The 26,962-nt window shown below is 70.8% G+C and carries 29 protein-coding genes; 12 read left to right on the top strand and 17 right to left on the bottom strand.

Translation table 11 applies throughout. The features are described from left to right. Window positions 1–10 precede the first annotated feature (10 nt). Window positions 11–1,291: an MFS transporter gene (locus tag AB0M36_RS26085; RefSeq protein ID WP_364161978.1), complete on the bottom strand. Its 1,281-nt coding sequence runs from the start codon at window positions 1,289–1,291 to the stop codon at window positions 11–13. 22 nt (window positions 1,292–1,313) lie between these two features. Between AB0M36_RS26085 and AB0M36_RS26090 the strand changes: the two genes are divergently transcribed. After that, complete coding sequence (locus tag AB0M36_RS26090; RefSeq protein ID WP_364161981.1) at window positions 1,314–1,988, top strand: FCD domain-containing protein; 675 nt, start codon at window positions 1,314–1,316, stop codon at window positions 1,986–1,988. A 4-nt stretch (window positions 1,989–1,992) separates the two neighbouring features. On the opposite strand, the gene AB0M36_RS26095 is transcribed toward AB0M36_RS26090, so the two are convergent. The 3 genes from AB0M36_RS26095 to AB0M36_RS26105 form a co-directional block, all read right to left on the bottom strand. Continuing rightward, complete coding sequence (locus tag AB0M36_RS26095) at window positions 1,993–3,300, bottom strand: MFS transporter (RefSeq protein ID WP_364161983.1); 1,308 nt, start codon at window positions 3,298–3,300, stop codon at window positions 1,993–1,995. A gap of 69 nt (window positions 3,301–3,369) precedes the next feature. After that, on the bottom strand, window positions 3,370–3,810 hold the full coding sequence (locus tag AB0M36_RS26100) for a MarR family transcriptional regulator (RefSeq protein WP_364162385.1): 441 nt from the start codon (window positions 3,808–3,810) through the stop codon (window positions 3,370–3,372). 77 nt (window positions 3,811–3,887) lie between these two features. Then, window positions 3,888–5,366, bottom strand: coding sequence for an NCS2 family permease (locus tag AB0M36_RS26105; protein ID WP_364161986.1), 1,479 nt, complete (start codon window positions 5,364–5,366; stop codon window positions 3,888–3,890). A 252-nt stretch (window positions 5,367–5,618) separates the two neighbouring features. Here AB0M36_RS26105 and AB0M36_RS26110 point away from each other — a divergent pair, with 252 nt between their 5' ends. After that, window positions 5,619–5,831 (top strand): DUF2530 domain-containing protein, encoded by a 213-nt coding sequence (locus AB0M36_RS26110; protein ID WP_364162388.1) that lies wholly within the window; start codon window positions 5,619–5,621, stop codon window positions 5,829–5,831. Between the two features lie 200 nt (window positions 5,832–6,031). Here AB0M36_RS26110 and AB0M36_RS26115 read toward each other — a convergent pair whose 3' ends face one another. Then, on the bottom strand, window positions 6,032–6,907 hold the full coding sequence (locus AB0M36_RS26115; protein ID WP_364161989.1) for a DUF3027 domain-containing protein: 876 nt from the start codon (window positions 6,905–6,907) through the stop codon (window positions 6,032–6,034). A 507-nt stretch (window positions 6,908–7,414) separates the two neighbouring features. Between AB0M36_RS26115 and AB0M36_RS26120 the strand changes: the two genes are divergently transcribed. The 3 genes from AB0M36_RS26120 to AB0M36_RS26130 all read left to right on the top strand — a co-directional run bounded on the left by AB0M36_RS26120 (window position 7,415) and on the right by AB0M36_RS26130 (window position 11,512). Continuing rightward, a complete protein-coding gene (locus AB0M36_RS26120; protein ID WP_364161992.1) occupies window positions 7,415–9,286 on the top strand; it encodes an MFS transporter in 1,872 nt (623 codons plus the stop codon). 44 nt (window positions 9,287–9,330) lie between these two features. Then, the gene (locus AB0M36_RS26125; protein ID WP_364162391.1) at window positions 9,331–10,260 is read left to right on the top strand and encodes a futalosine hydrolase; all 930 of its coding nucleotides are present in this window, start codon (window positions 9,331–9,333) and stop codon (window positions 10,258–10,260) included. Between the two features lie 433 nt (window positions 10,261–10,693). Beyond that, window positions 10,694–11,512 (top strand): 1,4-dihydroxy-6-naphthoate synthase, encoded by an 819-nt coding sequence (locus AB0M36_RS26130; protein WP_364161995.1) that lies wholly within the window; start codon window positions 10,694–10,696, stop codon window positions 11,510–11,512. A 55-nt stretch (window positions 11,513–11,567) separates the two neighbouring features. Here the strand turns inward: AB0M36_RS26130 and AB0M36_RS26135 are convergent, their stop codons facing one another. The 3 genes from AB0M36_RS26135 to AB0M36_RS26145 all read right to left on the bottom strand — a co-directional run bounded on the left by AB0M36_RS26135 (window position 11,568) and on the right by AB0M36_RS26145 (window position 12,907). Beyond that, window positions 11,568–11,954, bottom strand: a complete 387-nt coding sequence (locus tag AB0M36_RS26135) for a cold-shock protein (protein WP_364161998.1) — start codon at window positions 11,952–11,954, stop codon at window positions 11,568–11,570. A 61-nt stretch (window positions 11,955–12,015) separates the two neighbouring features. Continuing rightward, window positions 12,016–12,627 (bottom strand): HAD family hydrolase, encoded by a 612-nt coding sequence (locus tag AB0M36_RS26140; RefSeq protein ID WP_364162001.1) that lies wholly within the window; start codon window positions 12,625–12,627, stop codon window positions 12,016–12,018. A gap of 70 nt (window positions 12,628–12,697) precedes the next feature. Further along, complete coding sequence (locus AB0M36_RS26145; RefSeq protein ID WP_364162004.1) at window positions 12,698–12,907, bottom strand: hypothetical protein; 210 nt, start codon at window positions 12,905–12,907, stop codon at window positions 12,698–12,700. 84 nt (window positions 12,908–12,991) lie between these two features. Here AB0M36_RS26145 and AB0M36_RS26150 point away from each other — a divergent pair, with 84 nt between their 5' ends. Both AB0M36_RS26150 and AB0M36_RS26155 read left to right on the top strand, forming a co-directional pair. Next, a complete protein-coding gene (locus tag AB0M36_RS26150; protein ID WP_364162007.1) occupies window positions 12,992–15,424 on the top strand; it encodes a helicase-associated domain-containing protein in 2,433 nt (810 codons plus the stop codon). Between the two features lie 50 nt (window positions 15,425–15,474). After that, window positions 15,475–17,136 carry a DNA repair helicase XPB gene (locus tag AB0M36_RS26155; protein ID WP_364162009.1) on the top strand — a complete coding sequence of 554 codons (1,662 nt, stop codon included), beginning with the start codon at window positions 15,475–15,477 and terminating at the stop codon, window positions 17,134–17,136. Window positions 17,137–17,144: 8 nt separating this feature from the next. Here the strand turns inward: AB0M36_RS26155 and AB0M36_RS26160 are convergent, their stop codons facing one another. The 4 genes from AB0M36_RS26160 to ligD (AB0M36_RS26175) are packed head-to-tail and all read right to left on the bottom strand — an operon-like array spanning window position 17,145 to window position 20,200. Continuing rightward, window positions 17,145–17,969: a hypothetical protein gene (locus tag AB0M36_RS26160; protein ID WP_364162012.1), complete on the bottom strand. Its 825-nt coding sequence runs from the start codon at window positions 17,967–17,969 to the stop codon at window positions 17,145–17,147. After that, entirely contained in the window at window positions 17,966–18,307 is a 342-nt protein-coding gene (locus AB0M36_RS26165; protein ID WP_364162015.1) for a PadR family transcriptional regulator, read from the bottom strand. The genes AB0M36_RS26160 and AB0M36_RS26165 overlap by 4 nt, the downstream gene beginning before the upstream one ends. A gap of 41 nt (window positions 18,308–18,348) precedes the next feature. Beyond that, window positions 18,349–19,257 carry a non-homologous end-joining DNA ligase gene (gene ligD, locus AB0M36_RS26170; RefSeq protein WP_364162018.1) on the bottom strand — a complete coding sequence of 303 codons (909 nt, stop codon included), beginning with the start codon at window positions 19,255–19,257 and terminating at the stop codon, window positions 18,349–18,351. Beyond that, the gene (ligD, locus tag AB0M36_RS26175; protein ID WP_364162021.1) at window positions 19,250–20,200 is read right to left on the bottom strand and encodes a non-homologous end-joining DNA ligase; all 951 of its coding nucleotides are present in this window, start codon (window positions 20,198–20,200) and stop codon (window positions 19,250–19,252) included. Before ligD (AB0M36_RS26175) ends, ligD (AB0M36_RS26170) begins: the two co-directional genes overlap by 8 nt. Before the next feature lie 93 nt (window positions 20,201–20,293). Between ligD (AB0M36_RS26175) and AB0M36_RS26180 the strand changes: the two genes are divergently transcribed. Next, window positions 20,294–21,220, top strand: coding sequence for a Ku protein (locus AB0M36_RS26180; RefSeq protein ID WP_364162024.1), 927 nt, complete (start codon window positions 20,294–20,296; stop codon window positions 21,218–21,220). A gap of 13 nt (window positions 21,221–21,233) precedes the next feature. Then, window positions 21,234–21,722, top strand: coding sequence for an NUDIX domain-containing protein (locus tag AB0M36_RS26185; RefSeq protein ID WP_364162027.1), 489 nt, complete (start codon window positions 21,234–21,236; stop codon window positions 21,720–21,722). 16 nt (window positions 21,723–21,738) lie between these two features. On the opposite strand, the gene AB0M36_RS26190 is transcribed toward AB0M36_RS26185, so the two are convergent. Then, window positions 21,739–22,305: a type 1 glutamine amidotransferase domain-containing protein gene (locus AB0M36_RS26190; protein ID WP_364162030.1), complete on the bottom strand. Its 567-nt coding sequence runs from the start codon at window positions 22,303–22,305 to the stop codon at window positions 21,739–21,741. 35 nt (window positions 22,306–22,340) lie between these two features. Continuing rightward, window positions 22,341–22,799 carry a DUF2231 domain-containing protein gene (locus AB0M36_RS26195; RefSeq protein WP_364162032.1) on the bottom strand — a complete coding sequence of 153 codons (459 nt, stop codon included), beginning with the start codon at window positions 22,797–22,799 and terminating at the stop codon, window positions 22,341–22,343. Between the two features lie 119 nt (window positions 22,800–22,918). On the opposite strand from AB0M36_RS26195, the gene AB0M36_RS26200 reads away from it, so the two are divergent. From AB0M36_RS26200 to AB0M36_RS26210, 3 genes are all read left to right on the top strand, one after another. After that, complete coding sequence (locus tag AB0M36_RS26200) at window positions 22,919–23,272, top strand: DUF1304 domain-containing protein (RefSeq protein ID WP_364162035.1); 354 nt, start codon at window positions 22,919–22,921, stop codon at window positions 23,270–23,272. A 273-nt stretch (window positions 23,273–23,545) separates the two neighbouring features. Then, window positions 23,546–23,986: a DUF6232 family protein gene (locus AB0M36_RS26205; RefSeq protein WP_364162038.1), complete on the top strand. Its 441-nt coding sequence runs from the start codon at window positions 23,546–23,548 to the stop codon at window positions 23,984–23,986. A 514-nt stretch (window positions 23,987–24,500) separates the two neighbouring features. After that, on the top strand, window positions 24,501–24,698 hold the full coding sequence (locus AB0M36_RS26210; protein WP_364162041.1) for a DUF397 domain-containing protein: 198 nt from the start codon (window positions 24,501–24,503) through the stop codon (window positions 24,696–24,698). Between the two features lie 58 nt (window positions 24,699–24,756). Here AB0M36_RS26210 and AB0M36_RS26215 read toward each other — a convergent pair whose 3' ends face one another. The 3 genes from AB0M36_RS26215 to AB0M36_RS26225 form a co-directional block, all read right to left on the bottom strand. Beyond that, entirely contained in the window at window positions 24,757–25,893 is a 1,137-nt protein-coding gene (locus AB0M36_RS26215) for a geranylgeranyl reductase family protein (RefSeq protein WP_364162393.1), read from the bottom strand. 77 nt (window positions 25,894–25,970) lie between these two features. After that, window positions 25,971–26,540, bottom strand: coding sequence for a DUF6226 family protein (locus AB0M36_RS26220; RefSeq protein ID WP_364162044.1), 570 nt, complete (start codon window positions 26,538–26,540; stop codon window positions 25,971–25,973). Between the two features lie 65 nt (window positions 26,541–26,605). Further along, a complete protein-coding gene (locus tag AB0M36_RS26225) occupies window positions 26,606–26,809 on the bottom strand; it encodes a DUF397 domain-containing protein (protein ID WP_364162047.1) in 204 nt (67 codons plus the stop codon). Between the last annotated feature and the right edge of the window lie 153 nt (window positions 26,810–26,962).

Below are 26,962 nucleotides of genomic sequence, written 5' to 3' on the forward strand. Positions count from 1 at the left end.
CCTCCCGCGGTCAGCCGATCCGACGGTCGCGGCCGGCGAGGTAACCGGCGATCATCTGCGGCACCATGAGGGCCGTCATGAGTGCGAGCGGCACCCGCCAACTCCCGCTGTGCTGGTAGAGCGCGCCGACGACGATCGGCCCGGGGATCGCCAGCAGATATCCGGCGCTCTGCGCGAAGGCGGACAGCCGCACCACGACGGAGGCGTCGCGACCGCGCAGCGCGATCATCGTCAGCGAGAGCGGGAACGCGCTGTTGGAGATGCCCAGCAGAACCGCCCACACCCAGGGCGCCGCGGCGGGCGCGACGGCCAGTCCGGCGAAACCGGCAAGGCCGAACAGCCCCAGGCCGACGGCGACCCCGCTCTGGCGCGGCAGCCGACCCGCCACCGCGGACAGCCCGAACGACAACGGCACTCCCAGCAGCGCGATGACCGCGAACAACAGGCCGGCGGTGCTCGCCGGCAGGCCCGCGTCCCGGAAGATCTGGGGAAGCCAGCCCATGATCACGTACGCCGCGGTGGACTGAAGCCCGAAGAAGACGGCGAGCGCCAAGGCCACGGGCTCACGCCACAGCCGCGGCCCGGCGGGTCGGGCGGCCGCGACGGTTCCGGCGGCCGCCGGCAGCGGGCGTTCCCGGGTGCGGTCGCGCGCGAGCCGGATCCAAAGTGGCAGAGCCAGCGCCGCCGCCACCGCCCAGACGCCGAGGCCGAGCCGCCAGTCGCCGCCGAACGCCCCGGTCAGCGGCACCGTGACCGCGGCCGCGGTGGACGCGCCGAGGTTGAGGGCGACCGAATAGAGGCCCGTCATGGCGCCGACCCGGTCCGGGAACCATTGCTTGACGACGACGGGCAGCAGCACGTTGGCAAGCGCGATCCCGGCGAACGCCAGCGCGGACATCGCCAGGAACAGCGGCGTGCCGCCGGCCCAGGGGCGCACCGCCAATCCAAGCGCCAGGGCCGTCGCGCCGACGGCGACGGCTCCGGCCGTGCCCCACCTGCGGGCGAGCAGGGGCGCGGTCGCACCGACCACCGCGAAGCACAGCGCCGGTACGGACGTGAGCAGACCGGCAACGGTCGCGCTCATGCCGAAGCTCTCCCGCACCTCGGCAAGCACCGGCCCCAGGCTGGCCACGGCGGGACGCAGATTGATCGCCGCGAGCACCAGCGCCGCGATGGCCAGGCCCCGGCCGCGCACCGCGAAGCGGCCGCCACCACCACCGCTCGCGATGGAACTGCTATCGGCGGCGGGAATGCTGCCGACAACCGGGCGGACGGTACTGGTCAACGTCATGGACCCATCATAGAATCATGGGATGAATCTGGGTCCGGTCCCGAGAGCGGAATCACTGTCCGGCCGCGTCATCGCCGAGCTGCGGCATCAGATCACCTCGGGCGCGTGGCCGGTCGGCCACCGCATCCCCACCGAGCCCGAGCTGGTCACCCTGCTCGGCGTGGCCCGCAACACGGTCCGCGAGGCCGTGCGGGCGCTGGCCCACAACGGCCTCCTGGACATCCGGCAGGGCTCGGGCACCTACGTCGTGGCCACCAGCGAGCTGGCTGGCGTCATGCAACGCCGGTTCGCCACCGCCGACCCGGCCCACGTGCGGGAGCTCCGCGGCACGCTCGAGGCGGCCGCCGCGGGCTTCGCCGCACGCCGGCGCACCGAGGACGACCTGAGCCGGCTGGAGACGCTCTACGCCCTGCGGGAGCGGGCCTGGTCGGCGGGCGAGCGGGACGCGTTCGTGGACGCCGACGCGGCATTCCACCAGGCCGTGGTGGCGGCCTCCCACAACGAGGTGCTGATCGAGCTCTACGCCGACCTGGGCCAGGTGATCAGGGAGTCGCTGCGTGGCCACTTCGGCGCCACGCTCAGCCCGGACGAATACAAGGAGCACCACACCCTTCTCGCGGCGATCCGCGCCGGAGAGGCCGCGATCGCCACCGCGGAAGCCGCCTCGTACACGTCATCCTGCGAGACCACCCACTGAGCGATCAGGCAGCGACGGCGGGCCGGTCTTCCTCCGCCTCGGGGGTGCGGATCAGGGTCAGCCGAGGCCGCGGGTCGGCCTGCACGCTCAACCGGTCACCGCTGGCCCGCAGCTGCCAGAGCAGGGCCGCCACGGTCGCCAAGAGGCAGAAGACGCCCGCCGCCCAGATGCTCGACGGCACCCCGAAGTGCTCGCCCCACCAGCCGGACAGCGACGCGCCCAGCGGTGTCGTACCCAGAAATACCAGCACGTAGAGCGCCATCACGCGACCCCGGTAGCGCGCGTCCACGCCCATCTGCACGCGGTGGTTGCAGGCCTGGGCCAGGTAGATCGAGAAGAAGCCGGTGGGCACGAGCAGGATCATCGCGACGACGAACGTCGGCGCGAAGCCCACCGCCACCTCGAAGACGCTGAAGGCCAGCGCCGCGCCGAGCACCCGGTAGGCACCCGGCCTGCTGCGCCGCCCGCTGCCGGCGAGCGCCCCGACGAGCGCTCCGGCCGCCAGGGCCGTGGTCAGCAGGCCGAACGTCGACGGCCCGGCATGAAAGTTGATCTTCGCGAGGGCGGCCAGGGTGACCGGGAAGTTGAAACCGATCATGCCGATTGCCGCCATGAGCCCGATCGGCAGCAACAGATCCTGCCGCTTCCAGACGTACCGAAGACCGTCGATGATCTTCGCGTCGCCGGCCTTGACCGGCTTGCCGGAGCGGTGGAGGTCCGCCGGGCGCATCCGCCAGTAGCTGAACACCGGCGCGATCGCCAGCACCGTGGCGATCAGGAACACCGGGCCGGTGCCGAACAGCGCGAGGGCGACACCGGCCAGCGCCGGCCCGCCGATCCGAGCGGTGTTGAACGTCGCCGCGGACAACGCCAGCGCGTTCGGCAGCAGCGGCAGCTCCACCAACTCGGACACGAACGCCTGCCGGACCGGGGTCTCGACGGCACTGGCGGCGCCGAGCAACAGGGCGAACAGGAACACGTGCCAGAGCACCACGACGCCACCGGCCACGAGGGCGGCGAAGACGATCGCGGTGACTGCGAAGATCGCGTTCGTGACGATCAGCAGGGCGCGCTTGTCGTACCGGTCGGCGAGCTTGCCGCCCCAGAGGGTCAGCAGCAGCACCGGCAGGAACTGCACGGCCGTGACCAGGCCCAGGGCGCCCGGCGAGTTGCCGGAGAGGTCGAGCACCAGCCAGTCCTGCGCCGTGAACATCATCCAGACGCCGACCAGCTTCACGAGCTGACCGGTCGCGAAGATGCGGTAGTTAGGAACCTGCAAGGACCGGAATGTCGTGCTCAGCACTGCCCGCACTCGGCTGCGCCTCCCCCTCGGTGTCGTACGCGTCATCGCCATGTGACGGAACGACAGGAGCGGGGTCTTTCAGGACCGGGCGACCTGCTGCAGGATCCGCGCGGCCCGCTCGAGCGTGTCGCGTTCCTCCGGGGTGAGCTCGGCCAGCTGCCTCGCCAGCCACTCGTTGCGCGCTTCCTCGAACTGCGCGTAGACGACCCGGCCCCGCTCGGTCGCCATCAGGAACACCTGACGGCCATCGGTCGGGTGGGGCGTACGCGCCACGAGGCCGCGCTCCTCCAGCTTGCCGACGATCTTGGTCATCGTCGGCGGCTGCACCCGCTCCACATCGGCGAGCTCACGCGGAGTCAGCGGCCCGGACAGCTGAAGGCTGGTCAGCGCCGAGAGCTGGCTGAACGTGAGATCACCGATGGGCCGGGTCTGGCGCACCCGGCGACTGAGCCGGGTGATCGCCTCGCGCAGCGAGATGGCCAGTTGCTCGGCTGAAAGCTCCACGACCGACCGCTCCATCACGTTGATTAGCCTAGCTAATGAGCTTGGCTAACGACATCTGATTCGACTATGACCGTAGTCACCGGGCCCGGCGCTCAGAACAGCGCCGATTCCAGCGGGCCACGCAGGAAGTACAGGACGAAGAGTACGGCCACGCCGTACAACAGCGGTGTGACCTGCCGGGCCTTGCCGACGGCAAGCTTGATGACGACGTACGAGACGACGCCCGCGCCGATGCCGTTCGAGATCGAATAGGTAAACGGCATCAGCGTGATGGCGAGGAACGCGGGGATCGCGATCTCGGGATCCGTCCAGTCGATCTGCCGCACCGCCGTCATCATCAGGAAGCCGACCACCACCAGAGCCGTCGACGCCGCCTCGAACGGCACCACGGTGACCAGCGGCGCCAGGAACATCGCCAGCAGGAACAACACGCCGGTCACGAGGTTGGCTACGCCCGTACGCGCCCCCTCGGCCACACCCGACGCGCTCTCGATGAACGACGTGTTGCTGGAAACGCTCGCCGCGCCGCCCGCCGCCGCCGCGACGGAGTCGACCAGCAGGATCTCCCGCGTCCGCGGCGGCATGCCCTCCGCGTCCAGCAGGTCACCCTCCTGACCCACGGCCACCATCGTGCCCATGGTGTCGAAGAAGTCGGTGATCAGCAGCGTGAACACGAACATGATGACGACCAGCCAGCCCGCCCGGCTCCACGAATCCAGCACGTTGAACTCGCCCAGCAGCGACAGATCCGGGACGGCCAGAACCTTGTCCGGCAGCGTAGGAACGTTCAGCGACCAGCCATCGGGGTTCGGCTTCCCATCGACGAAGGACGGGCCGACGTGCGCGATCGCCTCGACGACGACGGCCAGCACGGTCGTCGCCAGGATGCCGATCAGGATCGCGCCCTTCACCCGGCGGACGAAAAGGATCAGCGTGAACAGCAGCCCCAGGCAGAACACCAGCAGCGGCCAGGTCGTCAGCTTGCCGCCGATGCCCAGCTCGACCGGCACTGTCGTGCCTGACGCGTCCGGTATCCGCCGCACGAACCCGGCGTCCACCAGACCGATCATCATCAGAAACAGGCCGATCCCCACGCCGATCGCGGTCTTCAACGGGGTCGGCACCGCCCGGAACACCGCGGTCCGCAGCCCGGTCAACACCAGGACCGCGATCACCACGCCCTCGATGACCACCAGACCCATCGCGTCGGCCCAGGTCATCTCGGGCGCGATTTCGTACGCGACCAGCGCGTTCACCCCGAGCCCCGCCGCGAGCGCCAACGGAAACCGGGCCACGACGCCCATCAGGATCGTCATCACGCCGGCGACCAGGGCCGTACCGGCGGCGAGGGCCGCGATCGGCAGCCGCGCACCGGTCGCGTCCACGCCCGCGGCGAGAATCAGCGGGTTGAGCACCACGATGTAAGCCATCGTGAAGAAGGTGGCAAGGCCGCCACGGACCTCCCGGCCAAGATTCGAACCACGGGCCGAGATCTCAAAAAACCGATCAAAACCATTGCGATGGGTACGCGGAGAAGTGTCGTCATTCGCATCGGCGGAGGCAGTGGACATCGGAGCCCTTCCACACGGCAGTAGCGGGTGTTAGGCGCATCGAAGCAGAACCTCGGGCCCGACAGAAGATCAGAACTGTTACAACCGTCACGACTCCTGACGGGCGATCTCACGGGACGTACCCTCATTCTCGTGGCCGACCTGTCCCCCGCACCGCACGCAGCCCCACCCGGCACCGCCGAGGAGTCGCACGTGCCCGGGCTGGACGCGGTGACCGGCACCAAGCCACGGCCCGAACCCCTCGACCCGCCGATGGTGCCCTTCGCCCTGGGCGGCATCGCGGCCTTCGCCGTCGTGGGGGTGATCCTGCTCCTGGCCGACGCACCCGACGACTGGCAGTGGACCTGCCTGGCGGGCTTCCTCCTCGGCATCCCCGGCCTGCTCACCATGCTCCGACACGACGCCAACCGCCGTCGCCGGCGTGCCCTGAGCCACCCCGAGTTCAAGGTAACCGAGCAGGGCTGAGCGCCCGTCTTGGCACCCGCCCGGCCTCAAGGCGCCCGCCCGATCTCATGACGCCCGACCGATCTCATGGCGCCGGCCTCGGCCGGCTTTGACCGCTGCGGTGCCCCGGCTTAGTCGCCGCAGTGCGGGCTTTAGTCGCTGCGGTCGGACCGGTCTTGCCTCGGACGGTGCTGGCGCTTTCGCTGTGGCCGGCTCCGGGGTCAGCTGTGGCCGTAGTCCTCGGCGGGCTCGCTCGCCTCCACGGAGCCGTGGCCGCGGCTCACGGCCACCGCCTCGACTTCACTGTCGTCGTAGACGGTCGGCAGCTCCTCGACCGGCTGCTCCGCCGCGCCGAGCAGCGCCTCCGAGTGGGCGCCGCAGCCGTGGTCGGCACTGACCGCCCGGGCGTCGTCGGGGGCATACAGGTTGCCGCACACGCCGAACATCGACCGCATGGCCCCGGCCAACGGCAGGTAGAAGCCGCACGTGCCGCAGCGGGCGTTGCGGGGCGCCGCGGTGGCGATCGGGGCCTCCGGGCCGGAGTCGCCCTCGTACCACCGCTGAGCCGTCTCGATGCGGCCCTCGCGCGACATCACCCGGGACCGGCCCAGCCCGAGCTCCCACGAGACGCTCTCGACCGCGGCATCGTCACTGAGCACATAGCCGGGCGCGAGCCGGTCGTCATCGGGCGAGGTCGGCATGAGGTCGCCGACACCGAGGTCGCCCGGCTGCACCCGCTCGTTCCACGGCACCCAGCCCGGGGCCATCAGCGCGTCGGGGCCGGGCAGCAGCACGGTCTCGCAGACGGTGACGTGTCGCGACCGGGGCACCCGGGTCACGGTGACCGCCCACCGCCAGCCTTGATAACCGGCCAGGTGACTCTCGAAGAAGTGGGTGACGATCCGGTCGCCCTCGGCCACCGCCTCCAGATGTTCGCCAATGTCGGCCTGGTCCACATCGGTGATGGCACCTCGCGCCACACCGACCGCGTCGGCACAGACCTGGTCGAGTCGAGCGGCACGGTTCGCAGCGGTCCTGGTCGTCACCGGCTCATTGTCCCCCACCGACCAACCTCCGTGGCAACGACTCCCCCACATGGGTGCCGGCACGCCGTGAGCGCTCTCCGCGAACGCCCGGCAAGGGCGGAAACGCAGGCGTCCGGCACGGCAACCACAGACGCCAGGCACGGGAGCCCGGCACCGGGACCGGCCGCGTAAATCCGGCACGGTATCGACGCAGACGTCCCACACGGGTGTCCGGCACGGCAACAGCACAGACGTCTGAACGGGGGTCTGGCACGGGGATCGAGCACGGGGATCGAGCACGGGGATCGAGCACGGGGATCGAGCACGGGGATCGAGCACGGGGATCGAGCACGGGGATCGAGCACGGGGATCGAGCGCGGGGATCGAGCACGGGGATCGAGCGCGGGGATCGAGCGCAGGAGTCCGGCCCAGAGGCCACGCACGGGAGTCCGGCTCAGAGACCACGCGCAGACGTCCGGCACTGGGGTATGGCACGGCGACGGCGCGGACGCCCGGCGCGGGCGCGGGGTCGGGCAGGGGGAGGCGACGCGGGTCGCGGCGATGCGACAGGATGGGGCGATGCCGCTGCTTCCTACACTCGGACGCACCGTCGGCACCGGCATCAAGGCTCTGCGGATGCTGGTGCGAGGCGGGCTGCGCGGCAGCGCCTGGGCGACCCGCCGGGTGGGCGCCGCCCGAGCCCGTGGCGCGGCCGGCGAGATCGGCATGATCCGCCTCTTCGACCTGCACGCGCTCTCCTGCGCCGGCGACACCCTGATCGCCATCGGCCTGGCCGGGACGATCTTCTTCAACGTGCCGCTCGGCGAGGCACGCAGCAAGGTGGCGCTCTACCTGCTCATCACGATGGTGCCGTTCGCGTTGCTGGCGCCGGTGGTCGGCCCGCTGCTCGACCACTTCCGCCACGGCCGGCGGTATGCCCTCGCCGCGGCGATGCTCGGCCGCGCATTCCTGGCATACGTCATCTCCGACAATTTGCTCGGCTGGGGACTCTATCCGGCGGCATTCGGCGTGCTCGCGCTCTCCCGGGCGTACGGTGTGGCCCGGTCCGCGGCCGTCCCCCGCCTCCTGCCGGAAGGCGTCGGTCTCTCCCAGGTCGGCGCCCGGGCCAGCGTCTACGGCACCTTCGCGGGCGCGGTGGTGGCACCAGTCGGCCTGCTCGCGTTCAAGATCGGTCCGCAGTGGCCGCTGCGGGTCTCATCGATCATCTTCCTGGTCGCCATGGTGATCGCGCTGCGCCTGCCGCCGAGGGCCGACTCGGATCCCCCCGAGGAGGTGCCCCGCCCGTTCCGCGCCATGCTGCGCCTGCGCCGCGGCCCCGACCGGCCGCTGTCGGGAAGCCTGGTCGTGGGCACCCTGATCGGCAGCGCCAGCTTCCGTTGCCTGTACGGCTTCCTCCTGCTCTATCTCGCGTTCGCGGTGAAGGCCGAGGGCCTCGGCACCGAACTCTTCGGACGCGACATCGGCAGCCAGGGAGCTGTGGCCCTGGTCGGCGGCGCCCTGGCGGTCGGCACGTTCCTCGCCACCGCGATCGGCACCCGGCTGCACATCCACCGCCCGGCAGCCCTGCAATCAATCGGCCTCACCATCACGGCCGCCGTGGCGGTGCTGACCGCGCTCTTCTTCACCCTGCCGATGGTGGCCCTGCTGTCCCTGGTGGCGTCCGTCTTCAGCGGCATCTCAAAGCTCGCCGTCGACGCCAGCATCCAGGAACGCGTCCCCGAACGCCTGCGCGCCAGCGCGTTCGCCCACTCGGAAACCGTGCTGATGATCGCCTGGGTGGTCGGCGGCGCGGTCGGCATCATCCCGCTCAACGGCCGCCTGGGCATCCTCGTGGCCGCCCTCTTCGCAGTAGCCGCGGCGATCCGCGGCACGATCGCGGCAACCCGCCTCCGCGGCGAGCGACTGCACGGTCGCCCAGACATCGCCGCGGAGGACACCCTCGCAATGGAGGAACCCACCAAGGCCGCCGAACCACCCACGGCCGCCGAACCACCCACGGCCGCCGAACCACCCAGGGCCCCCGAACCACCCAGGGCCTCCGAACCACCCAGGACCGCCGAACCACCCACGGAACCGATCCCGGTGTTCCCAGGAGCGGCCCCATCCCCGCAACATCCGTCCGCGTCCCCGGCATCCCGTCCGGCCGCACCCCCGTCGCCGAGAAAACCGGCCGGCCGCAAGCGCCGCCTGTTCTCCCGCTCCAGCGCCGCCCCCCAAGACCTGTCGCCACCCGCACATCCACCATCGGCAACCTCTGCGGCGCCATCGACACCCGCGTCCGAGTCCCCGCCATCGGCGCCCGCGTCCGCGTCCTCGCCGTCGGCGCCGGCCCCGGACCAACCTCACGACGACCTCGCTCCGCCGGGCTTCCACGTCTACCGGCCGTCGTCCGTCAAAGACAAGGCGCACCCCGACGAGGCCGGTCGATGAACAACGTCAACCGAGAGCGGGCCGCCAACGCCCGAGACCAGACGATGACTACGCCACGCCTGCTCATCGTCACTGCGGTCGAGGCCGAGGCAGCCGCAGTCAGGGCCGGAGTCGATGCCAAAACCGGGCCCGGCTCCAATCCCGCTCCCGGCCCCAGTCCCGGCCCCGGCCCCAGTCCCGGCCCCGGCCCCAGTCCCGGCCCCAGTCCCGGCCCCAGTCCCGGGCCCGGCTCCAATCCCGGGCCTGGCTCCAATCCCGGGCCCGGCTCCAATCCCGGGCCCCGCCCCGGCTCGGATCCCGCCACCGGCTCCCGACCCGGTCCCGGCCCCCGCCCCGGCTCGGATCCCACCGCCGGCTTCCGACCCGGTCCCGGTCCCCATTCCGGGCCGGAAGCCGGACGCGGTTCCGTCACCGTCGACGTCGCGCCGGTCGGGGTCGGGCCCGCCGCCGCGGCCGCCGGCACCGCGCGCTTGCTCGCGCTTGCCGAGGCGCGCGGCGTCCCCTACCGGGCCGTGCTCAGCGCCGGCATCGCGGGCGGTTTCGTCTCGCGGGTGGAGGTGGGCGCGACCGTCCTGGCCGCCCGCAGCATCGCCGCCGACCTCGGGGCCGAGACACCGGACGGCTTCCTGCCCATCGAAGAGCTCGGCTTCGGCAGCAGCATCGCCGAGGCCGATGCCGCCCTGCTCGCCACCCTTTCTGCCGCTCTGCCGCACGCCGTCATCGGTGACGTGCTCACCCTCGCCACGGTCACCGGCACCGCCGGGACGGCCGCAGCCCTGAGCGCCCGTTTCCCCGGGGCGGTGGCCGAGGCGATGGAGGGTTACGGAGTAGCCTGCGCCGCCCGGGCCGCCGGGGTGCCCTTCGCCGAGCTGCGGACGATCTCGAACCCGATCGGTCCCCGCGATCGGGCCTCCTGGCGCCTCAAGGAAGCATTTTCCGCCCTCACCGCCGCCGCCGCGAAGGCCTGTGGATAACCCTGTGGATAGCCCTGTGGACGAACCCGCGACGCCTGCCCGGCGACGCCTGGCCCGCGCTGATCGGGCAACGACCATCCCGCGCTAATCCAGCGATACCCGTCCCGCTAATCCGGCGACGCCCCTTCCGCGCCAATCCGGCGACACCCCTCCCGCACCAATCCGGCGACACCCCTCCCGCACCAATCCGGCGACACCCCTCCCGCACCAATCCGGCGACACCCCTCCCGCGCCAATCCGGCGACACCCCTCCCGCGCCAATCCGGCGCCTCCCGCGCTAATCGGGCGACGGCTGTCTGACCGACGCGACGCCGCCGACCGATCCAGCCGATCGCCAACAAGCTCCCGGATCTACCGAAGCCGGCGACGGTGTGGCGATGCAGACACCGTCCGGTACGGGTTTCCCACCGCTCCCGTCGTTACCGTGAGAGACGTGGCGCTCTCACTGGCGGTCTCGCCCTGTCCCAACGACACCTTCGTATTCCACGCCCTCGTGCACGGCCTGATCCCCGGCGCCGCAACCGTCGATCTGACGTTCGCGGACGTCGACGTGACGAACACCGCGGCCGAGCGGGGCGAGTTCGACCTGGTCAAGGTCAGTTACGCGGCCCTGCCGTGGCTGCTCGACGACTACGAGCTGCTGCCCTGCGGCGGGGCGCTCGGGCGAGGCTGTGGCCCGCTCGTGCTCACCCGGGACGGCCATGACGGTGATCTCACCGATGCCACCGTCGCGGTTCCCGGTGACCGGACGACGGCCTATCTGCTCTTCCGCCTCTGGTCGCAGCACAACGCGCCGAAGCGGATCGAGGTCGTGCCGTTCCACCGGATCATGCCGGGCGTGGCTGACGGCACGTACGACGCCGGCCTGGTAATCCACGAGGCGAGGTTCACGTATCCGCGCTACGGCCTGACCGCGCTCGCGGACCTCGGCGAGTGGTGGGAGTCGGACACCGGTCTGCCCATTCCGCTGGGCGCGATCCTCGCCCGCAAGGGCGTCGTCGATCCGCGAGCCGCCACCGATTGGATCCGCGCGTCGGTGAGCATGGCGTGGGCCGATCCGGACGCGAGCCGGGAGTTCGTGCTGGCTCACGCCAACGAGATGGAGCCCGACGTGGTCAAGCGGCACATCGCGCTCTACGTCAACGAGTTCACCCTCGACCTGGGCAAGGAGGGCCTCGCGGCGGCGGACGCCCTACTGGGCCGGGCCGCCGCGGCCGGCCTCACGCCCACGACCCCGAGCCTGCTGGGATAGCCGGGAACGACGAAGGCCGCCCCGAAGGGCGGCCTTCGCCAAGCGAACTACAACCTCAGACTTCGAGCTCGCGCGCCACCGCGTGCACGAGTTGGGCAACCTTCTGCGCGGTCCGCTTGTCCGGATACCGCCCGCGCCGCAGGTCCGGCTGGACCTTTGCCTCCAGCACCTTGATCATGTCTTCCACCAGGCCGTGCAGTTCGTCGGCCGGTCGACGCCTCAGTTCGGCGACCGACGGTGGGGCGTCCAGCACCTTCACGCCTAGAGCCTGGGCTCCCTTACGGCTGTCCACCACCCCGAACTCGACGCGCTGACCTGCCCGCAGGTCAGCGACCCCGGCCGGCAGGGCGCCCTTGGGCAGGAACACGTCCCCGCCCTCGTCGCTGGTGACGAACCCGAACCCCTTCGCCGCGTCGTACCACTTCACTCGACCCGTGGGCACGCTGACCTCAACTTCACTCAATGGACTCGATTGCTCACGGCTAGGTTATCGACCGGCCGGGTCAGGACCCAACCGTAATCTCGCCGAGCAGAACGGGCAGCCCGGTCAGGTCCGGCAGCACGTGCGCCGCGCCCGCCCCGGCCAGGTCTTCCGACGTGCAGGGACCGGTCGTCACGCCGATTCCCGGGATCCCGGCCGTGGTTGCCGCGACCATGTCGGCCACGTGATCGCCCACGTACCAGCGCACGCCGTGTTCGGCGAGCGCCGTCGCCTTGCCCTCCGCGAACAGGTCACCGGCCAGCTCGTCATATTCCATGCCGAGGTGGGCGAGGTGCAGCTCCGCGAGGCGGCCCAGCTTGGAGGTCACGACCACGACCCGAAGACCCTGTTCGCGTACGGCGGCCAGCGCGGCAACCGCCCCCGGCATGGGCACGGTCGGCGCGATGGCGTAGTCCGGATAGAGGGCCCGGTAGGTGCTGACCGCCTCCTCCACGTCCGCCTCGGCAAACCACTCCCGCAACTCTGTGCGCAGCGGTGGCCCCAGCCGGGTGACCGCCAGGTCGGCGTCGACGTGCACGCCTGTCTTGGCGGTCAGCGCCCGGTAGGCCGCGTGAATGCCAGGCCGGGAGTCGATCAGGGTCATGTCCAGGTCGAACCCGACCGCCGCCGTCATGACCGAGAGCGCCGAGAGCCCTGAGGACGCCGGAAAGGCCGAGACAACCAAGTTGACCGGGAGACCTGCGTCACGGCGTGGTGGTCGGCGTGTAGGTCAGGCGCTCCACCGGCAGCGGGAAGGTCTGGTCGTCACCGAACGGCGACGGCGCGGCCGCACGGTCGCTCACCAGCTCCGACACGGCTAGGTGGCCCTCTTTGATCGAGGACTCCCGGCCCTGCTTCTGGGTGGCCCGACCGGCCGGAACCGCCGTACCCGGCATCTTGTTGCTTGCCCCCACAGGTCACTCCCCTTGGTCTCTGTGTCGGTCCGGCCACGCCCCGGACCCCCGCCAATGGTCCCATGGCGGCTAGCGTTGACTGCGATGGCCACCGCATTCGCCGACCAGCTCCGGTCGCTTTCCGACGACGCCCTGGGCGCGCTCATCCAGTTGCGCCCCGATCTCGTCGTACCCGTGCCGTCCGACGTCTCCGCGCTCGCCGTCCGCGCCCAGTCCCGGGGTTCGGTGGCTCGCTGCCTGGACGCCCTGGACGAGTTCACCCTCGCCGTGCTCGACGCGGCACGGCTCAGCCGGGCCGAGGACACGGCGCTGACCTCGGTCTCCGCCATCCTGGCGCTGGCCTCGGCCGCCCCGCCCGACGACGTGCGCGTCGCCGTCGGCCGCCTGCGAAGCCGCTTCCTGCTGCACGGTCCCGAGGAGGGCATGCAGGTGGTCGGCGCGGTCGACGAGGTCACCTCGCCGTACCCGGCGGGTCTCGGCCGTCCCGCCGACTACCTGGACGCGCAGGCGGCGGCGCTCTGCGCGGACAAGGCCAAGCTCCGTCGTACGGTGCTGGCCGCGCCCGCCGGCTCCCGGGCGGTGCTGGACCGCCTCGCGGCCGGGCCGCCGGTCGGGGCGCTGACCTCGGGCGGCGGTGTCGCCGAGCCGGTGCAGTGGCTGATCGACAACCACATCCTGGTGCCGGTCACCGAGGCCGGGCGGGCCCCTCGCCCCGACGGTGAGCTGGTCGAACTGCCCCGGGAGATCGGGCAGCTGCTGCGCCGTGACTCGGGACCGCTCGGCCCGCTCCGGCCGATTCCGCCGGCCCCGGACGGGCCGGTCCGCGATCCGAAGGCCGTCGACTCGGCGGGGGCCGGGCAGGCCATGGAGACCGTACGCACGACCGAGACGCTGCTGGAGGCCCTCGCGGCCGAGCCCGCCACGGTGCTCAAGACCGGTGGCCTGGGCGTCCGAGATCTCAAGCGCCTGGCCCGCACCGCCGGCCTCGACGAGGGCAGCACGGCCCTGCTGCTGGAGGTCGCGCACGCCGCCGGCCTGCTGGGCGAGTCCGACGTGGCGGGCACCGGCCGCGGCGTCACGGCCAGCAGGGCGTCCGGCGCGGCCGACGAGATTTTCCTTCCCACCGGAGCCTTCGACCTGTGGCGGGCGTTGAGCATCGCCCAGCGCTGGGAGGCGCTGGCCAACTCCTGGCTGGCCATGACGCGTCAGCCCGGCCTGGTGGGGCAGCGTGACGACCGCGACCGCCCGATCAACGCGCTGGCGCCGGACGCCGAGCGGGCGGGCGCCCCGCAGGCGCGCCGGGAGGTCCTGGCCGCGCTGTTCGAGCTGCCCCAGGGAACCGCCCCACGGCCGGAGGATCTGCTCGGCCTGCTCGCCTGGCAGGCGCCGCGCCGGGCCCGCGGCCGGGAGCTGGTGCACCGCGACGCCCTGGCCGGCGCGGCGGCGCTGGGCCTGACCGGGCTCGGCGCGCTCACCTCGTACGGACGCCTGTTGCACGCCGGCGACGATCCGGCCGAGCACGACCCGCTGGGCGCCGGACCCGGCGGTGAACGCATGCCGGGCGCCTCCGAGGCCGTCCGCGCCCTCGACTCTCTCCTGCCGGCACCGGTCGATCACTTCCTCGTGCAGGCGGACCTGTCGGTGGTGGTGCCGGGGCCGCCCGAGCCGGAGCTCGCCGCCGAGCTCGATGTCATCGCCGAGCTGGAGTCGGCGGGCGGGGCGAGCGTCCACCGGGTCACCGCCGCCAGCGTCCGACGCGCCCTAGACGTCGGGTACGCGGCCACCGACCTGCACGCGCTCCTGCGCCGCCGGTCCCGCACGCCGGTGCCGCAGGCGCTCACCTATCTGATCGACGACGCCGCCCGCAAACACGGCGGCCTGCGCGCCGGTTCCGCCGGCTCCTACCTGCGCAGCGACGACGAGGCCCTGGTCGCGGAGGTGCTGGCCGACAAGCGTCTGTCCATCGCCTCCCTGCACCGGTTGGCATCGACGGTGCTGGTCAGCCCCTTCCAGTTGGCTCGGCTGCTGGGAGTGCTGCGGGACGCCGGCTTCGCCCCGGTCGCCGAGGACGCCGCGGGGGCGGCCGTGCTGTCGCGGCCCAAGGTGCGGCGTGCTCCCACCCGTACCCCCGTGTCTTCTCGGATCGGCGACCAGGCCGGGCCCCCCGCGTTGGCCGGCCCCCTCCTGGCCGGGGTGGTCGAGCAGATCCGACGCGGCGACCTCGCCACCCGCGCGGCCCGCCGCGCGCCCGTCACCGTGCGGGCGGCGAACGGGCAGAGCGTGCCGGGCCTCACGTCCGTGCAGGCGCACACCCAGGCGATGGCGGTGCTGCAGCAGGCCGTCCGGGACAAGGCCCAGGTCTGGGTCGGGTACGTCGATTCGCACGGCGCGACGCTGTCGAGGCTGGTACGCCCGGTGTCGCTGAGCGCCGGCTACCTGCGCGCGGAGGACGAGCGGACGGAGACGCTGCACACCTTCGCCCTGCACCGGGTGACGGCGGCGGTCCTTCACGAGTGACGGGCCGTGTCAGACTGGAGGGTCTTCTCTCGTTCGTGGAAGGGCACCTGGTGAGCGGCGGACCCCTGATCGTGCAGTCCGACAAGACCCTGTTGCTGGAGATCGACCACCCCGACGCCCAGTCGTGCCGGATGGCCATCGCGCCGTTCGCGGAGCTGGAGCGCTCGCCCGAACACGTGCACACCTACCGACTGACCCCGCTGGGGTTGTGGAACGCCCGCGCCGCCGGCCACGACGCCGAGAGCGTCGTGGACTCGCTGATCAAGTTCTCGCGCTATCCGGTGCCGCACGCCCTGCTGGTCGACGTCGCCGACACCATGGATCGGTACGGCCGCCTCCAGCTGGTCAACGACCCCACGCACGGGCTGGTCCTGCGCGGACTGGACAAGATCGTCCTGATCGAGGTGGCGAAGAGCAAGAAGCTCGCCGGCATGCTCGGTGCCCGCATCGACGACGAGACCATCGTCGTGCACGCCTCCGAGCGCGGTCGGCTCAAGCAGGCCCTGCTGAAGCTGGGCTGGCCGGCCGAGGACCTCGCCGGGTACGTCGACGGCGAGGCGCACCCGATCTCGCTCGCCGAGGACGGGTGGAAGCTGCGGTCGTACCAGCAGGAGGCGGTGGACGGCTTCTGGGCGGGCGGCTCGGGCGTCGTGGTGCTGCCCTGCGGCGCCGGAAAGACGCTGGTCGGCGCGGCCGCGATGGCGGTGGCGTCCGCGACGACCCTGATCCTGGTGACCAACACGGTGGCGGGCCGCCAGTGGAAGCGGGAGCTGGTCGCCCGCACGTCGCTGACCGAGGAGGAGATCGGCGAGTACTCGGGCGAGCGCAAGGAGATCCGCCCGGTCACCATCGCGACGTACCAGGTCCTGACCTCACGGCGCGGTGGCGCCTTCACCCACCTCGACCTGTTCGGTGCCCGGGACTGGGGCCTGGTCATCTATGACGAGGTGCACCTGCTGCCGGCCCCGATCTTCCGCTTCACGGCCGACCTGCAGGCCCGCCGCCGCCTGGGCCTCACGGCGACCCTGGTCCGCGAGGACGGCCGCGAAGGTGACGTCTTCTCCCTGATCGGGCCCAAGCGCTACGACGCGCCCTGGAAGGACATCGAGGCGCAGGGCTGGATCGCACCGGCCGAGTGCACCGAGGTCCGGGTGACCCTGACGGACGCGGAGCGCATGTCGTACGCGGTGACCGAGGCGGAGGAGCGCTACCGCGTCGCGGCCACCGCCCGCACGAAGTTGCCCGTGGTCCGGGCACTGGTGCAGCGGCACGCGAACGAGCAGACCCTGGTCATCGGCGGCTACATCGACCAACTGCACCAGCTGGGCGAATATCTCGACGCCCCGATCGTGCAGGGCTCCACCACCAACAAGGAGCGCGAGCGGCTCTTCGACGAGTTCCGCGCGGGCACCCTGCGCACGCTGGTCATCTCGAAGGTGGGCAACTTCAGCATCGACCTGCCCGAGGCGGCGGTGGCCATCCAGGTGTCCGGCACCTTCGGCTCGCGCCAGGAGGAGGCGCAGCGCCTCGGACGGGTGCTGCGGCCGAAGGCGGACGGGCGGCAGGCCCACTTCTACACGGTGGTGTCGCGGGACACGATCGACACCGAGTACGCGGCGCACCGGCAGCGCTTCCTGGCGGAGCAGGGGTATGCGTACACGATCGTCGACGCGGACGACGTCCTCGGCCCGCCGCTGCCCCACATCGACTGAGCGCCCGACTACGGCGTGGGCAGCGGGGGCAGGGTGGGCGGATCGGCAGGGCCGATCGACGCGATCGGCTGAGCGGGCACAGCAGGGGACACGGAGTCCGACTCAGCGCCGCGGAACAGGAACGCGCCGGCCAGGCAGCCGAGCGCGACGATCGCGGCCAGCAGGACGGCGCCGGCGATCAGCACCCGGACCCAGGCGGTGGAGCCGGGACGGCTGCCCGGAACCGGCGACCCGAAGCCAGCCGGCGACCCGAAGCCGCCCGGCCGGCCCGGAGCCTGCGGCCCGAAGCCGCCCGACCTGCCGGAAGTCGGTGGCATCGGCGGGCCGAAGCCGCTGGTCCGACGCGGGCCCGGCGGCGGAACGAAGCCACCCGGCCGGCCCGGTCCGTTCGGCGGGAACGGGCCCCGGCGTCCCACGGGCGGGTCGTCGGGTGGCGGAATGACCGGGGCGGGCGCCGGCGGCACGTACGCCGGCACCGGCGTGCCGACGATCGGGGCTGTCCGCTCCGCCCGCCCGGTGAAGCGGGAGGAGGCCGCGAACGTGACGCTTCCCGAGCCCGACGCGGATCCCACCGACGCCGCGGGGACCGGCGGTAGCGGCAGCCCGGCCTCCTCGTAGGCGGCGGCGGCCACGACCGCCGGCGTGCCGAGGCGCTCCAGGACGTGCAGCAGTTCGGTCTCCGACGAGATGCCGCGTTCGGCCCGCTCGGTCGCGATGTGTGCCTCGAGGTCGCCGAGCAGTTCCCGGCGTTGCAGCACAGGCAGGCCGTGCAGCCGCTGCTCGACCTCGCGCAGGTATTCGGCGACGACGGCGTCGTACAGGTCGTTGCTCATTCCCCACCGGTCCCTACGAGACGGTCGACGGTCTGTCGGAAGGAAACCCATTCGGTACGGAAGTGCTCGAGTGCCGACCGGCCGCTGTCGGTGAGGGCGTAGTAGCGCCGGGGTGGGCCCGACGGCGACTCGCTCCACTTGCTGTCGAGCCAGCCGACCCGGCGCAGCCGGGACAGCAGCGGGTAGAGGGTGCCCTCGGAGGCGGCGAGGTGTGTCTCGTCGCCGAAGCGCCGGACGATCTCCGTGCCGTACCGGTCCTCGTGCTCCACCATGGCGAGCACACAGAACTCGAGGGTTCCGCGCCGCAGACCGGTCGAGAGCTGCGCGACGTCTGCCATGCGGCACACGGTACCTTGCGTCGCAAGATGCCTCAAGACGCCTACGGCACCGGCGGCCCGGGCTCCAGCAGATCTCCGAGCAGATCACCGTACGCATCGACGCGCTCGAGCACCTCGGCCGCGCCGAGCTGCCGGGCGGGCTCGTCCCCGAGCGCCATGGCCGCCACTTCCTCCCAGGTCAACGGGGTGGAAGCGGTCGGGGACGCGAGGGCCCGCAGCGAGTACGGCGCCACCGTGGTCTTGGCCGCGGCGTTCTGACTCCAGTCGATGAACACCTTCCCGGGCCGCACGGCGCGTGCCATCTTCGCCGTGATCGAGCCCGGCACCTGTTTCGACAGCTCTTCCGCCACCCGCTTGGCATACCCGGAGACGACCTCGGAATCCTGCGTGCCGGAGATGGGCACGCACAGCTGCATGCCCTTCTTCCCGGAAGTCTTCGGGTACGCGCTGAGCCCGTCCTCGCCCAGCCGGTCGCGCATCAGCATCGCCACGGCGCAACACTCCTGGAGTCCGGCCGGAGCTCCGGGGTCGAGGTCCACCACCATCAGGTCGGGATGCTCGCCGATGCGCCACTGTGGGGTATGCAGCTCCAGCGAGGCGAGGTTCGCCACCCAGACGAGCGTCGCCAGCTCGTCCACCACCACGAAGTCGATGGTCTCGCGGGACTTGGTGGAGCCGGGCACGGGCAGGGTTTCCAGACGTACCCAGGAAGGGGTTCCGCCGGGCGCGTTCTTCTCGAAGAAGTGGGCTCCGTCGACACCGTTGGGATAGCGGATCCGGGTCAACGCGCGATCCCGCAGATGCGGCAGCAGCACCGGCGCGACGCGCGTGTAGTAGTCGACGACCTCGCCCTTGGTGAATCCCGTCTCCGGATACATGAGCTTGTCGAGGTTCGACAGCTCGAGGTCCCGCCCCTCGATCTGGACGGCGATTCGCTGCGACTCAGCCATCGTCGTCGTCCTCCACACACTCGGCGGGCGTCTTGTCCGGGCGGAGCCGCAGGAAGCGCGGGAACCGCAACCGCCCGTCGGGCGTACGGTTGCCGTAGCGCACCTCGACCACCAGCTCCGGCTTTACCCAGTGGGCGCCACGCGCATCCTCCCTCGGCACCGCACCCGCCGCGAACGGCGACTTCGTGCTGGCGATCGGCGCCAGCACGGACAGCAGCTCCCGTTCCGAGGCGGCCCCGATGCCGCCGCCGACCCGGCCGCGGAAGCGCAGCGCACCGTCCGGCCCCGGTATGCCCACCAACAGCCCGCCGAGCCGGCGGGCCCCGGGCCGCCACCCGCCGATGATGTAGTCGCCGGTGCGATCGAACTTGACCTTTACCCAGTCGCTCGAGCGGGCGCCCGGCACGTACGGCGTGTCCAGCCGCTTGGCGACCACGCCCTCGAGGCTGTTCTCCCGGGCGGCCGCCGCGGTGGCGGGCCCGTCGGCGAAGACGGGCGGCACCATCCAGGGCCCCTGACCCAGGTCGAGCCGCTCGAGGCGAGCGCGCCGCTGCGAGTACGGGAGGTCGAGAAGCGACTCGCCGGCGTACCGAAGCAGGTCGAAGATCATGTAGCTGACCGGCAGTGAGACCGCGAGCCGCGCGGCCTTGCCGGTATCCCGCACGTGCATCCGCTCGGCCAGGGCCGTGAAGGACGGCCGCCCGGCGGCGTCCAGCACCACCATCTCGCCGTCGAGCAACGAATCCGGCGGCAGGGACAGGGAGCCGATCTCGGGGTAGGCGAGCGTCACGGACGTGCCGGAACGCGCCCACAGCCGCGGCGGCCCGCCGTCGAACGAGGAGAGGACGCGGACGCCGTCCCACTTGAACTCGTAGCTCCATCCGGCGCCGACCGGGAGCGGTCCCGCCGTGGCGAGCATGGGAGACAGCGGCGCACCCGGCACTCGATCACCTTAGGCAAAGACGAACTCCTTACGCAGGCGTCTCAGTAATGCCATCCTTGATCGAGCGGCTGCTCACGGGGCTAGGAGGCGACAATGCGGGCGATCTGGAAGGGCGCGGTCTCATTCGGCCTGGTGTCGATCGCTGTCAAACTTTTCTCGGCCACCGAGGAGAAGGACATCCGCTTCAACCAGGTGCACCGCACCGACGGTGGCCGGATCAAATATCAGCGCACCTGCTCGATCGACGGCGAGGTGGTCAGCTACGACGACATCGCCAAGGGTTACGACCTCGGCGGCGGCGAGATGGTGATCCTCACCGACGAGGATTTCGCCGAGCTGCCGCTGACCACGTCCCGGGCGATCGACGTGCTGCAGTTCGTGCCCGCCGATCAGATCGATCCGCTGCTCTTCGCCAAGTCCTACTACCTGGAGCCCGAAGGGCAGGCCGCGAAGCCGTACGTGCTGCTGCGCGACGCGCTCGCCGAGGCCGACCGGGTCGCGATCGTCAAGATCGCGCTGCGTCAACGTGAGCAGCTCGCCACCCTGCGGGTCCACGACAACGTCCTGGTCCTCAACACGATGCTCTGGCCGGACGAGGTCCGCACTCCCGATTTCGGCTTTCTGGACGACGACATCGAGACCCGCCCGGCGGAGCTCGCGATGGCCGCCTCGCTGATCGACTCGATGGCCGGCAGCTTCAAGCCGGAGGAGTTCACCGACAACTACCGGGCGGCGCTGCAGGAGGTCATCGACGCCAAGGTGGAGGGCCGGGAGGTGATCGCCCCTGAGGAGGCTGAGGAGGCACCGGCGGCCGCGGTCGACCTGATGGCCGCGCTGAAGGCCTCGGTCGAGCGGGCGAAGAAGGCCCGCGGTGAGAGTGCCGAGGCCGCGCCCGTGAAGAAGACCACGGCAAAGAAGGCCACCGCCAAGCCGGCCGCCACGAAGGCCGCCCCGGCCAAGAAGACCACCGCCGCCAAGAAGGCGACGCCGGTGAAGAAGCAGGCGAAGAAGTCCGCATGATTAATCTGGTCCCGTGGGATTGACGTGGGCTGAGTCTTATCTGGGTCGGGTACGCACCACCGTCGGCGACGCCGACACGCTGCTGTTCGTCGGAGCGCGGGGGGTGATCTTCGACGAGCAGGGACGGCTGCTGCTGATCCAGCGCTCCGACAACCACCGCTGGGCGATCCCCGCGGGCGCGATGGAGCTCGGCGAGAGCATGGAGGACTGCGCGATCCGCGAGGTCTGGGAGGAGACCGGCCTCCGCGCGACAGAGCTGACTCCGTTCGCGTTCTACAGCGCCTACACCTTCACCAACGGGTGGGGCCACACCTACCAGCAGATCCTCATGTCCTTCCGGATCCACAGCTGGGAGGGCGAGTTGCAGAAGGTGACGGAGGAGTCGATCGACGCCGGGTTCTTCCCGCTCGACGCGCTGCCGGGCCCGCACTCGCGGATCATCGAGGAGACACTGGCGGATCTGGCGTCCTTCGAGAGCACCGGCCGCATGGTGGTGAAGTGATCCCGGCCCGCTTGACCTAGCCGGCGTCTCGCCGGTCGTGGATCCCCTCGGCGATCTCCTCGATCATCTTGTCGCAGAAGGCCGGCAGGTCGTCCGGTTTGCGGCTGGTCACCAGGCCCTGATCGACATAGACCTGCTCGTCGACCCAGGTCGCGCCCGCATTGGCGAGGTCGGTGCGCAGGCTCGGCCAGCTGGTGAGCGTGCGGCCGTCGACGACGCCCGCCTCCACGAGGGTCCACGGTCCGTGGCAGATGGCGGCGACCGGCTTACCCGCCGTGAAGAAGGCGCGGACGAAGCGGACCGCATCCGGATCGGTACGCAGGAAGTCCGGGTTGGCGACGCCGCCCGGCAGCACGAGGGCGTCGTACTGATCGACGTCCACGTCCTTCACCTGCTTGTCCACCGGGTAGGTGCCGGCCTTGTCCAGGTGGTTGACGGCCTGGATCTCGCCGGCCTTGATGGACACCAGGTCGGCCTTGCCCCCGGCGGCCTCCACGGCCTTGCGAGGCTGGGTGTATTCGATTTCCTCCACGCCGTCGGTCGCGAGGAACGCCACGCGTTTGCCCTTGATCGAGGTGGCCATGATCGGCCCCCTTCCTCTCGGCGTCACTGACTCGTTCAGTAGCTTCGGTTCCCGGGGTGGGGGCGGGCAAACGTGGCGGCTCGGCGGTGGAAGAGTCCGCCGCCGTACCAGGCGCCGAGAACCGCACCGACCAGGGCGAGGAACTCGATCGCGAGCAGACCGCCGCCGGCGACCCGGTCGGGGCTGCGCATGCGGACCATGAGGGTCACCGCGAAGAGGATCAACACCCCCACGTTGGCGAGGTTCCGCAGGACACCGACCCGCTTCGCCGGGCCGTGCGGCATGAGCATGAGATCGATCGCACCGGCAAGCGCGGCCATGACGCCGCCGAGCAGGCCGGCGACGACGTTCCAGTAGGCGAGCGCGCCGAAGATGTCGGGGCCGCCGAGGAGATTACCGAGGTCGAAGAGCACCGCGATCGCGAAGAGCCCCAGGGGAAACATCACGAGGACGGGCTGCACCGCCTGACCGGCGATACTGAGTCGGCTCTCCATGCCCTGACCCTCCTTCTCCCAGCATCGTCGCTCGATCCCACCCGGCCTACCCGGCCGATGTATCGATGAAACGCGCGGTCCATCCGGTGACATCCGTCGATGATCGCTAGGGTGTGGCCATGGAGACAGCCGCGAAGATCCTCGTGGGCCTCGTGGCCCTCATCCACGTGTACATCCTCGTGCTCGAAATGTTCCTGTGGCGGACAGAAAGGGTGCGCGCCACGTTCGGTACCACCGCCGAGTTCGCGGCGGAGAGCGCTCCACTGGCCGCGAACCAGGGTCTCTACAACGGCTTCCTGGCGGCCGGGCTGATCTACGGCCTGGTCACCGGAAGTGTGGAGTTCCAAATTTTCTTCCTGTGCTGCGTCATCGTCGCCGGAATTTTTGGGGCCGTGACCGCCAACCGCAGGATCCTGTTCGTGCAGGTCATCCCCGGTGTCCTCGCGCTCGTGCCGGCGCTGCTGGCGCGCTGAGGGCTCACTCGGCCTGTACGCAGACTGCGATATGGCAGATTGAATTGTGGCGGACAGCCGGGTGGCGTGCTGTACTGAGTCTGGCAAGAAAAAGCGGAGCTGAAGGCGGACAAGCAACGGCACCCGGCGGCAACCGGGTGCCGTTGACGGCTTTCCACTTCGCGACGCACGAGTTCAGCTCTGTGACACACGAGCGAGGCGGGGAATTCTCTCTGCGCCAATGGTGGCTCGCCTTTCCTCCTCCTCGCAAGGAGTCGGGAGGGGGAGTTCGTCATGCGCCTCTACTACCGTGGTCCGGACGCGATGGTGACCAGCGAGCACTTCGTCCACCGCACACCCACGTCGACGAGGGCGTTCCTGATCCGCGACCTCCGCGATGTCGGCATCACCAGCGCCGAGGAGCCCGGGACGCCCATCGTCACCCTGGCCGGGGGCACGGCGATCCTGCTGGCAGCGGCCCTGCCGCTGTGGAAAATCTCGCCGCTGTACGCGATCGGCTTCCTCGGCCTGGCCGGCTTCGGTCTGGCCGCCGCGGCCCTCGTGCGGCGAAACCGGCCCAGGTCATGGCTCCTGCAGGCGACCTACCGCGGGCAGACCGTGGAGTTGTACGCGTCCACCGACGCACGCGTCTTCAACCAGGTGAGCCGGGCCCTGCGCCGGGCGATCGAGGACGCCCGGCCGCCGTCCTCCTGGGACGACTTCGCGGCGGCCTGACACTTCACGGCCACTGGAGAGCGTGACAAGTCTCTTTTCGATGAAACTTGCACGGCTCCTTGCTCGTTTTGATAGGACAGTGGCAGAGTAAGCGGCGACCTCGCTGGGTGCCTTATGGCAACCAGCGAGGTGGCACTTTGTTTCTCGTCACCGCCTCACTTCGACGTCGAAGGACCTATGGCTGAGGTCGTCTCGCCAACCGCCGTACGCACGATCGTGCGTACGACTTCGTGCGACACACTCACGCCCACCGCCCTCACCCTGAATCAGGTCGCCGAGGGTCGGCACCACTTTGTCTTCGCTGACGGGCAGGACGCCGTAACCGGCATGCGATCCCGCCCGGACCAGCGAGCTTGCGGAACAGCGATCGATGAAGTCGACACGATCGACTTCGCGTTCCTCACCACGACCCCGCCGCGCTCGCACACCGGGCAGGCCTGGCGGGGAGTTGGCGACACGATCACCAATTGTCACGAAGACGGTAATGACGCGGACGAAGAATCGGAGTGGAATATTGAAAACCATCGAGGCGACCCAGTGGCGCAAGAGCAGCTACTGCAGCAACGCAACTTGCGTCGAAGTCGCTCGAGTCAAGGACAACTACCTGATCCGCGACTCGAAGAGCCCCGCCATCGCCCCCCTGAGTTTCACCGCGGAGGAATGGACGGCGTTCGTACGAGGAGTCAACGAGGGGCAGTTCGCCTTCGAGTGATCTGAAGTGCACGGGGTGCGCGCGACGTCGGTTCGAGGTCGCGCGCACTGCCAGCCGGTCAGGCTGACCCGCTCAGCAAGCCGACGGCGACCCGGATCGGGGCCCGGCGCAACACCTCGGCCATCGACAGCTCGCCTCGGCAGGAGGCCTGAAAGGCGCGCCAACCCGGCGGCGTCGCCATCGCCGCGTGCATGAGCCGCGGATGCCTGGTGAACAGTCGCAGCAGCCTGCGACCCGCCGCCATCTCCGGCCCCAGCCGCTCGGCGACCAGAAGCTCGTACCCGGAAAGGTCCTCGGGCGTCCGGGCCCGCGCCGCGACCTCGCCGGCCCAGGTTCCGGAGCGCAGCGCAAAGCTGATGCCCTCGCGGGTCCACGGCTCCAGCAGGCCCGCCGCGTCACCGACCACGATCACCCTGCCCCTGCGCAGCGGCGCGTCCGCTCGGCGACACCGCGTCAGGTGGCCCGAGTCGCGGATCACTGGACGATCGGTGAGGCCCAACGCGTCGACGAACCGCGAGAGGTACCGCTTCGTCTCGGCGCCCCTGCCCTTGGCCATGATGACGCCGACCGTGAGCTGGTCGTCCTTGGGGAAGACCCAGCCGTAGGAGCCGGGCACATATCCCCAGTCGAGCACCACCCGGCCCCGGTATGCGGCGCGATCCTCGGCCGTCGCCGCCAGCTCCAGCTCGAGGCCCAGATCCTGCTGGTCGAAGGTGACCCCGACATGGCGGGAGGTAATCGCGGCCGAGCCGTCGGCGCCGATCACCATACGGGCGGCGATCACCTCACCGCCGGCGAGGGTGACACGTGCCGCCGTGGCGTCCTGATCGATCGCGCGCACCAGCGCGTTCTGGCGAACCTGAGCGCCGGCGGCGACCGCCGCCTGATACCAGGCGAAGTCGAAGTCGTCCCGCCGCACCATCGTCAGCAGGGGCCGATCCGCCGCCCGGCGGGTGAAGGCCCGGCGCCCGCGATCGGTGAACGTGATCGCACTGACCGTGTCCCGGGCCGGCACGGACACCCGGGCGGCGGCCCAGGACAGCGACGTGCCGATGAGTCCGCCACCACAGGTCTTGTAACGGGGGTGTTCGGCGCGCTCGAGCACGATCGTTCTAGCCCCGGCCGACGCCGCCGCATGGGCGGCTGCCAGGCCGCCCGGTCCCGCACCGACCACAGCCACGTCCCAGTCCGCCACCACGACCGGAGTTTATCCAGCGTCGCCGCGTCCGCCCCGCGGCCGAGCGGGCCGATGTCACGGGCGACGCGCCGATATCAGGGGCGGCCGGTGCCCTGAGGTGCGCGCCGCGACCACGGTGCCCACCGCACGGCCGCCGCGAAGCCGTCGCGGCGCGCGTCGCGCGCCTCGCGGCCGTCGACCGGCTTCCGGTGGCTGATCCGCAGGCCGCGGCCGATCAGCCGCGTCTCGCACCAGGACCCAGTCACCACTCCCCGGCGAATGCGTTCCCAGAGCCCGCCCTCGACATGGGCGTCCACCCGGGCCCGGAGGCCGGCGATCAGTTCGGCCGGGTCGGCGTCGCCGTCCTCGTCGCGCGGCCAGGCTTCGACGAACCACCGGCCGAGCCGCAGCACGATGCCCGGGTCGTCGGTGAACGCGATCGACAACGGCCCGGCCGCCGGATGCCGGGGAATCAGCCTGACGGTACGCACGTGTTCGGCGTACGGCGACGGACCGACGGGTTCCTTGGTCTCCCGCCGGTCCACCACGTATTCATCCGCCAGCTCGTCGAGCAGCACTTCAGCGGCTTCATGAAGCACCTGGTACCGCGCTCGACCGGTGAGCTCGCAACGGTATGGATCAAGTGACGGCTCGGACTTCCCCACGGAAGAAGTATGCCGCCGCGGTCGCTTGATCAGGCAATCTTCACGAGATCGGGGGTGAGGCCCCCTCAGCGGAGGTCAAATTCTCCCCGCTTGACCGCGGAAGCGAATGTGGACCATTCCTCGGCCGTGAACCGCAGGCACGCCTGCTGTGGATTCTTGGAGTCACGAACAACGAAATCGTGTCCGATCTTGGCAACCTCGACGCAGCTGGTGGTTCCGCATCTGCTGGCTCGACGCCAGACAACCGTCTGCTCCGTTCGGTCACTCATGCCTGCTCCTTGAGAGTCGGTTCCCGAATCCACGGTAGGCGACAGCCGCTCCACACGGCAGGAGGCAAGAATGAGTGAACCACGATGACTGTGCCGAATCGCGGTTAATAGGGCTGTTTGGGCGGTGGTTTTGACCGCCCTACGCCCGCTTTG

The organism is Actinoplanes sp. NPDC051346 (assembly GCF_040682215.1).
In the GTDB taxonomy this organism is placed as follows: domain Bacteria; phylum Actinomycetota; class Actinomycetes; order Mycobacteriales; family Micromonosporaceae; genus Actinoplanes.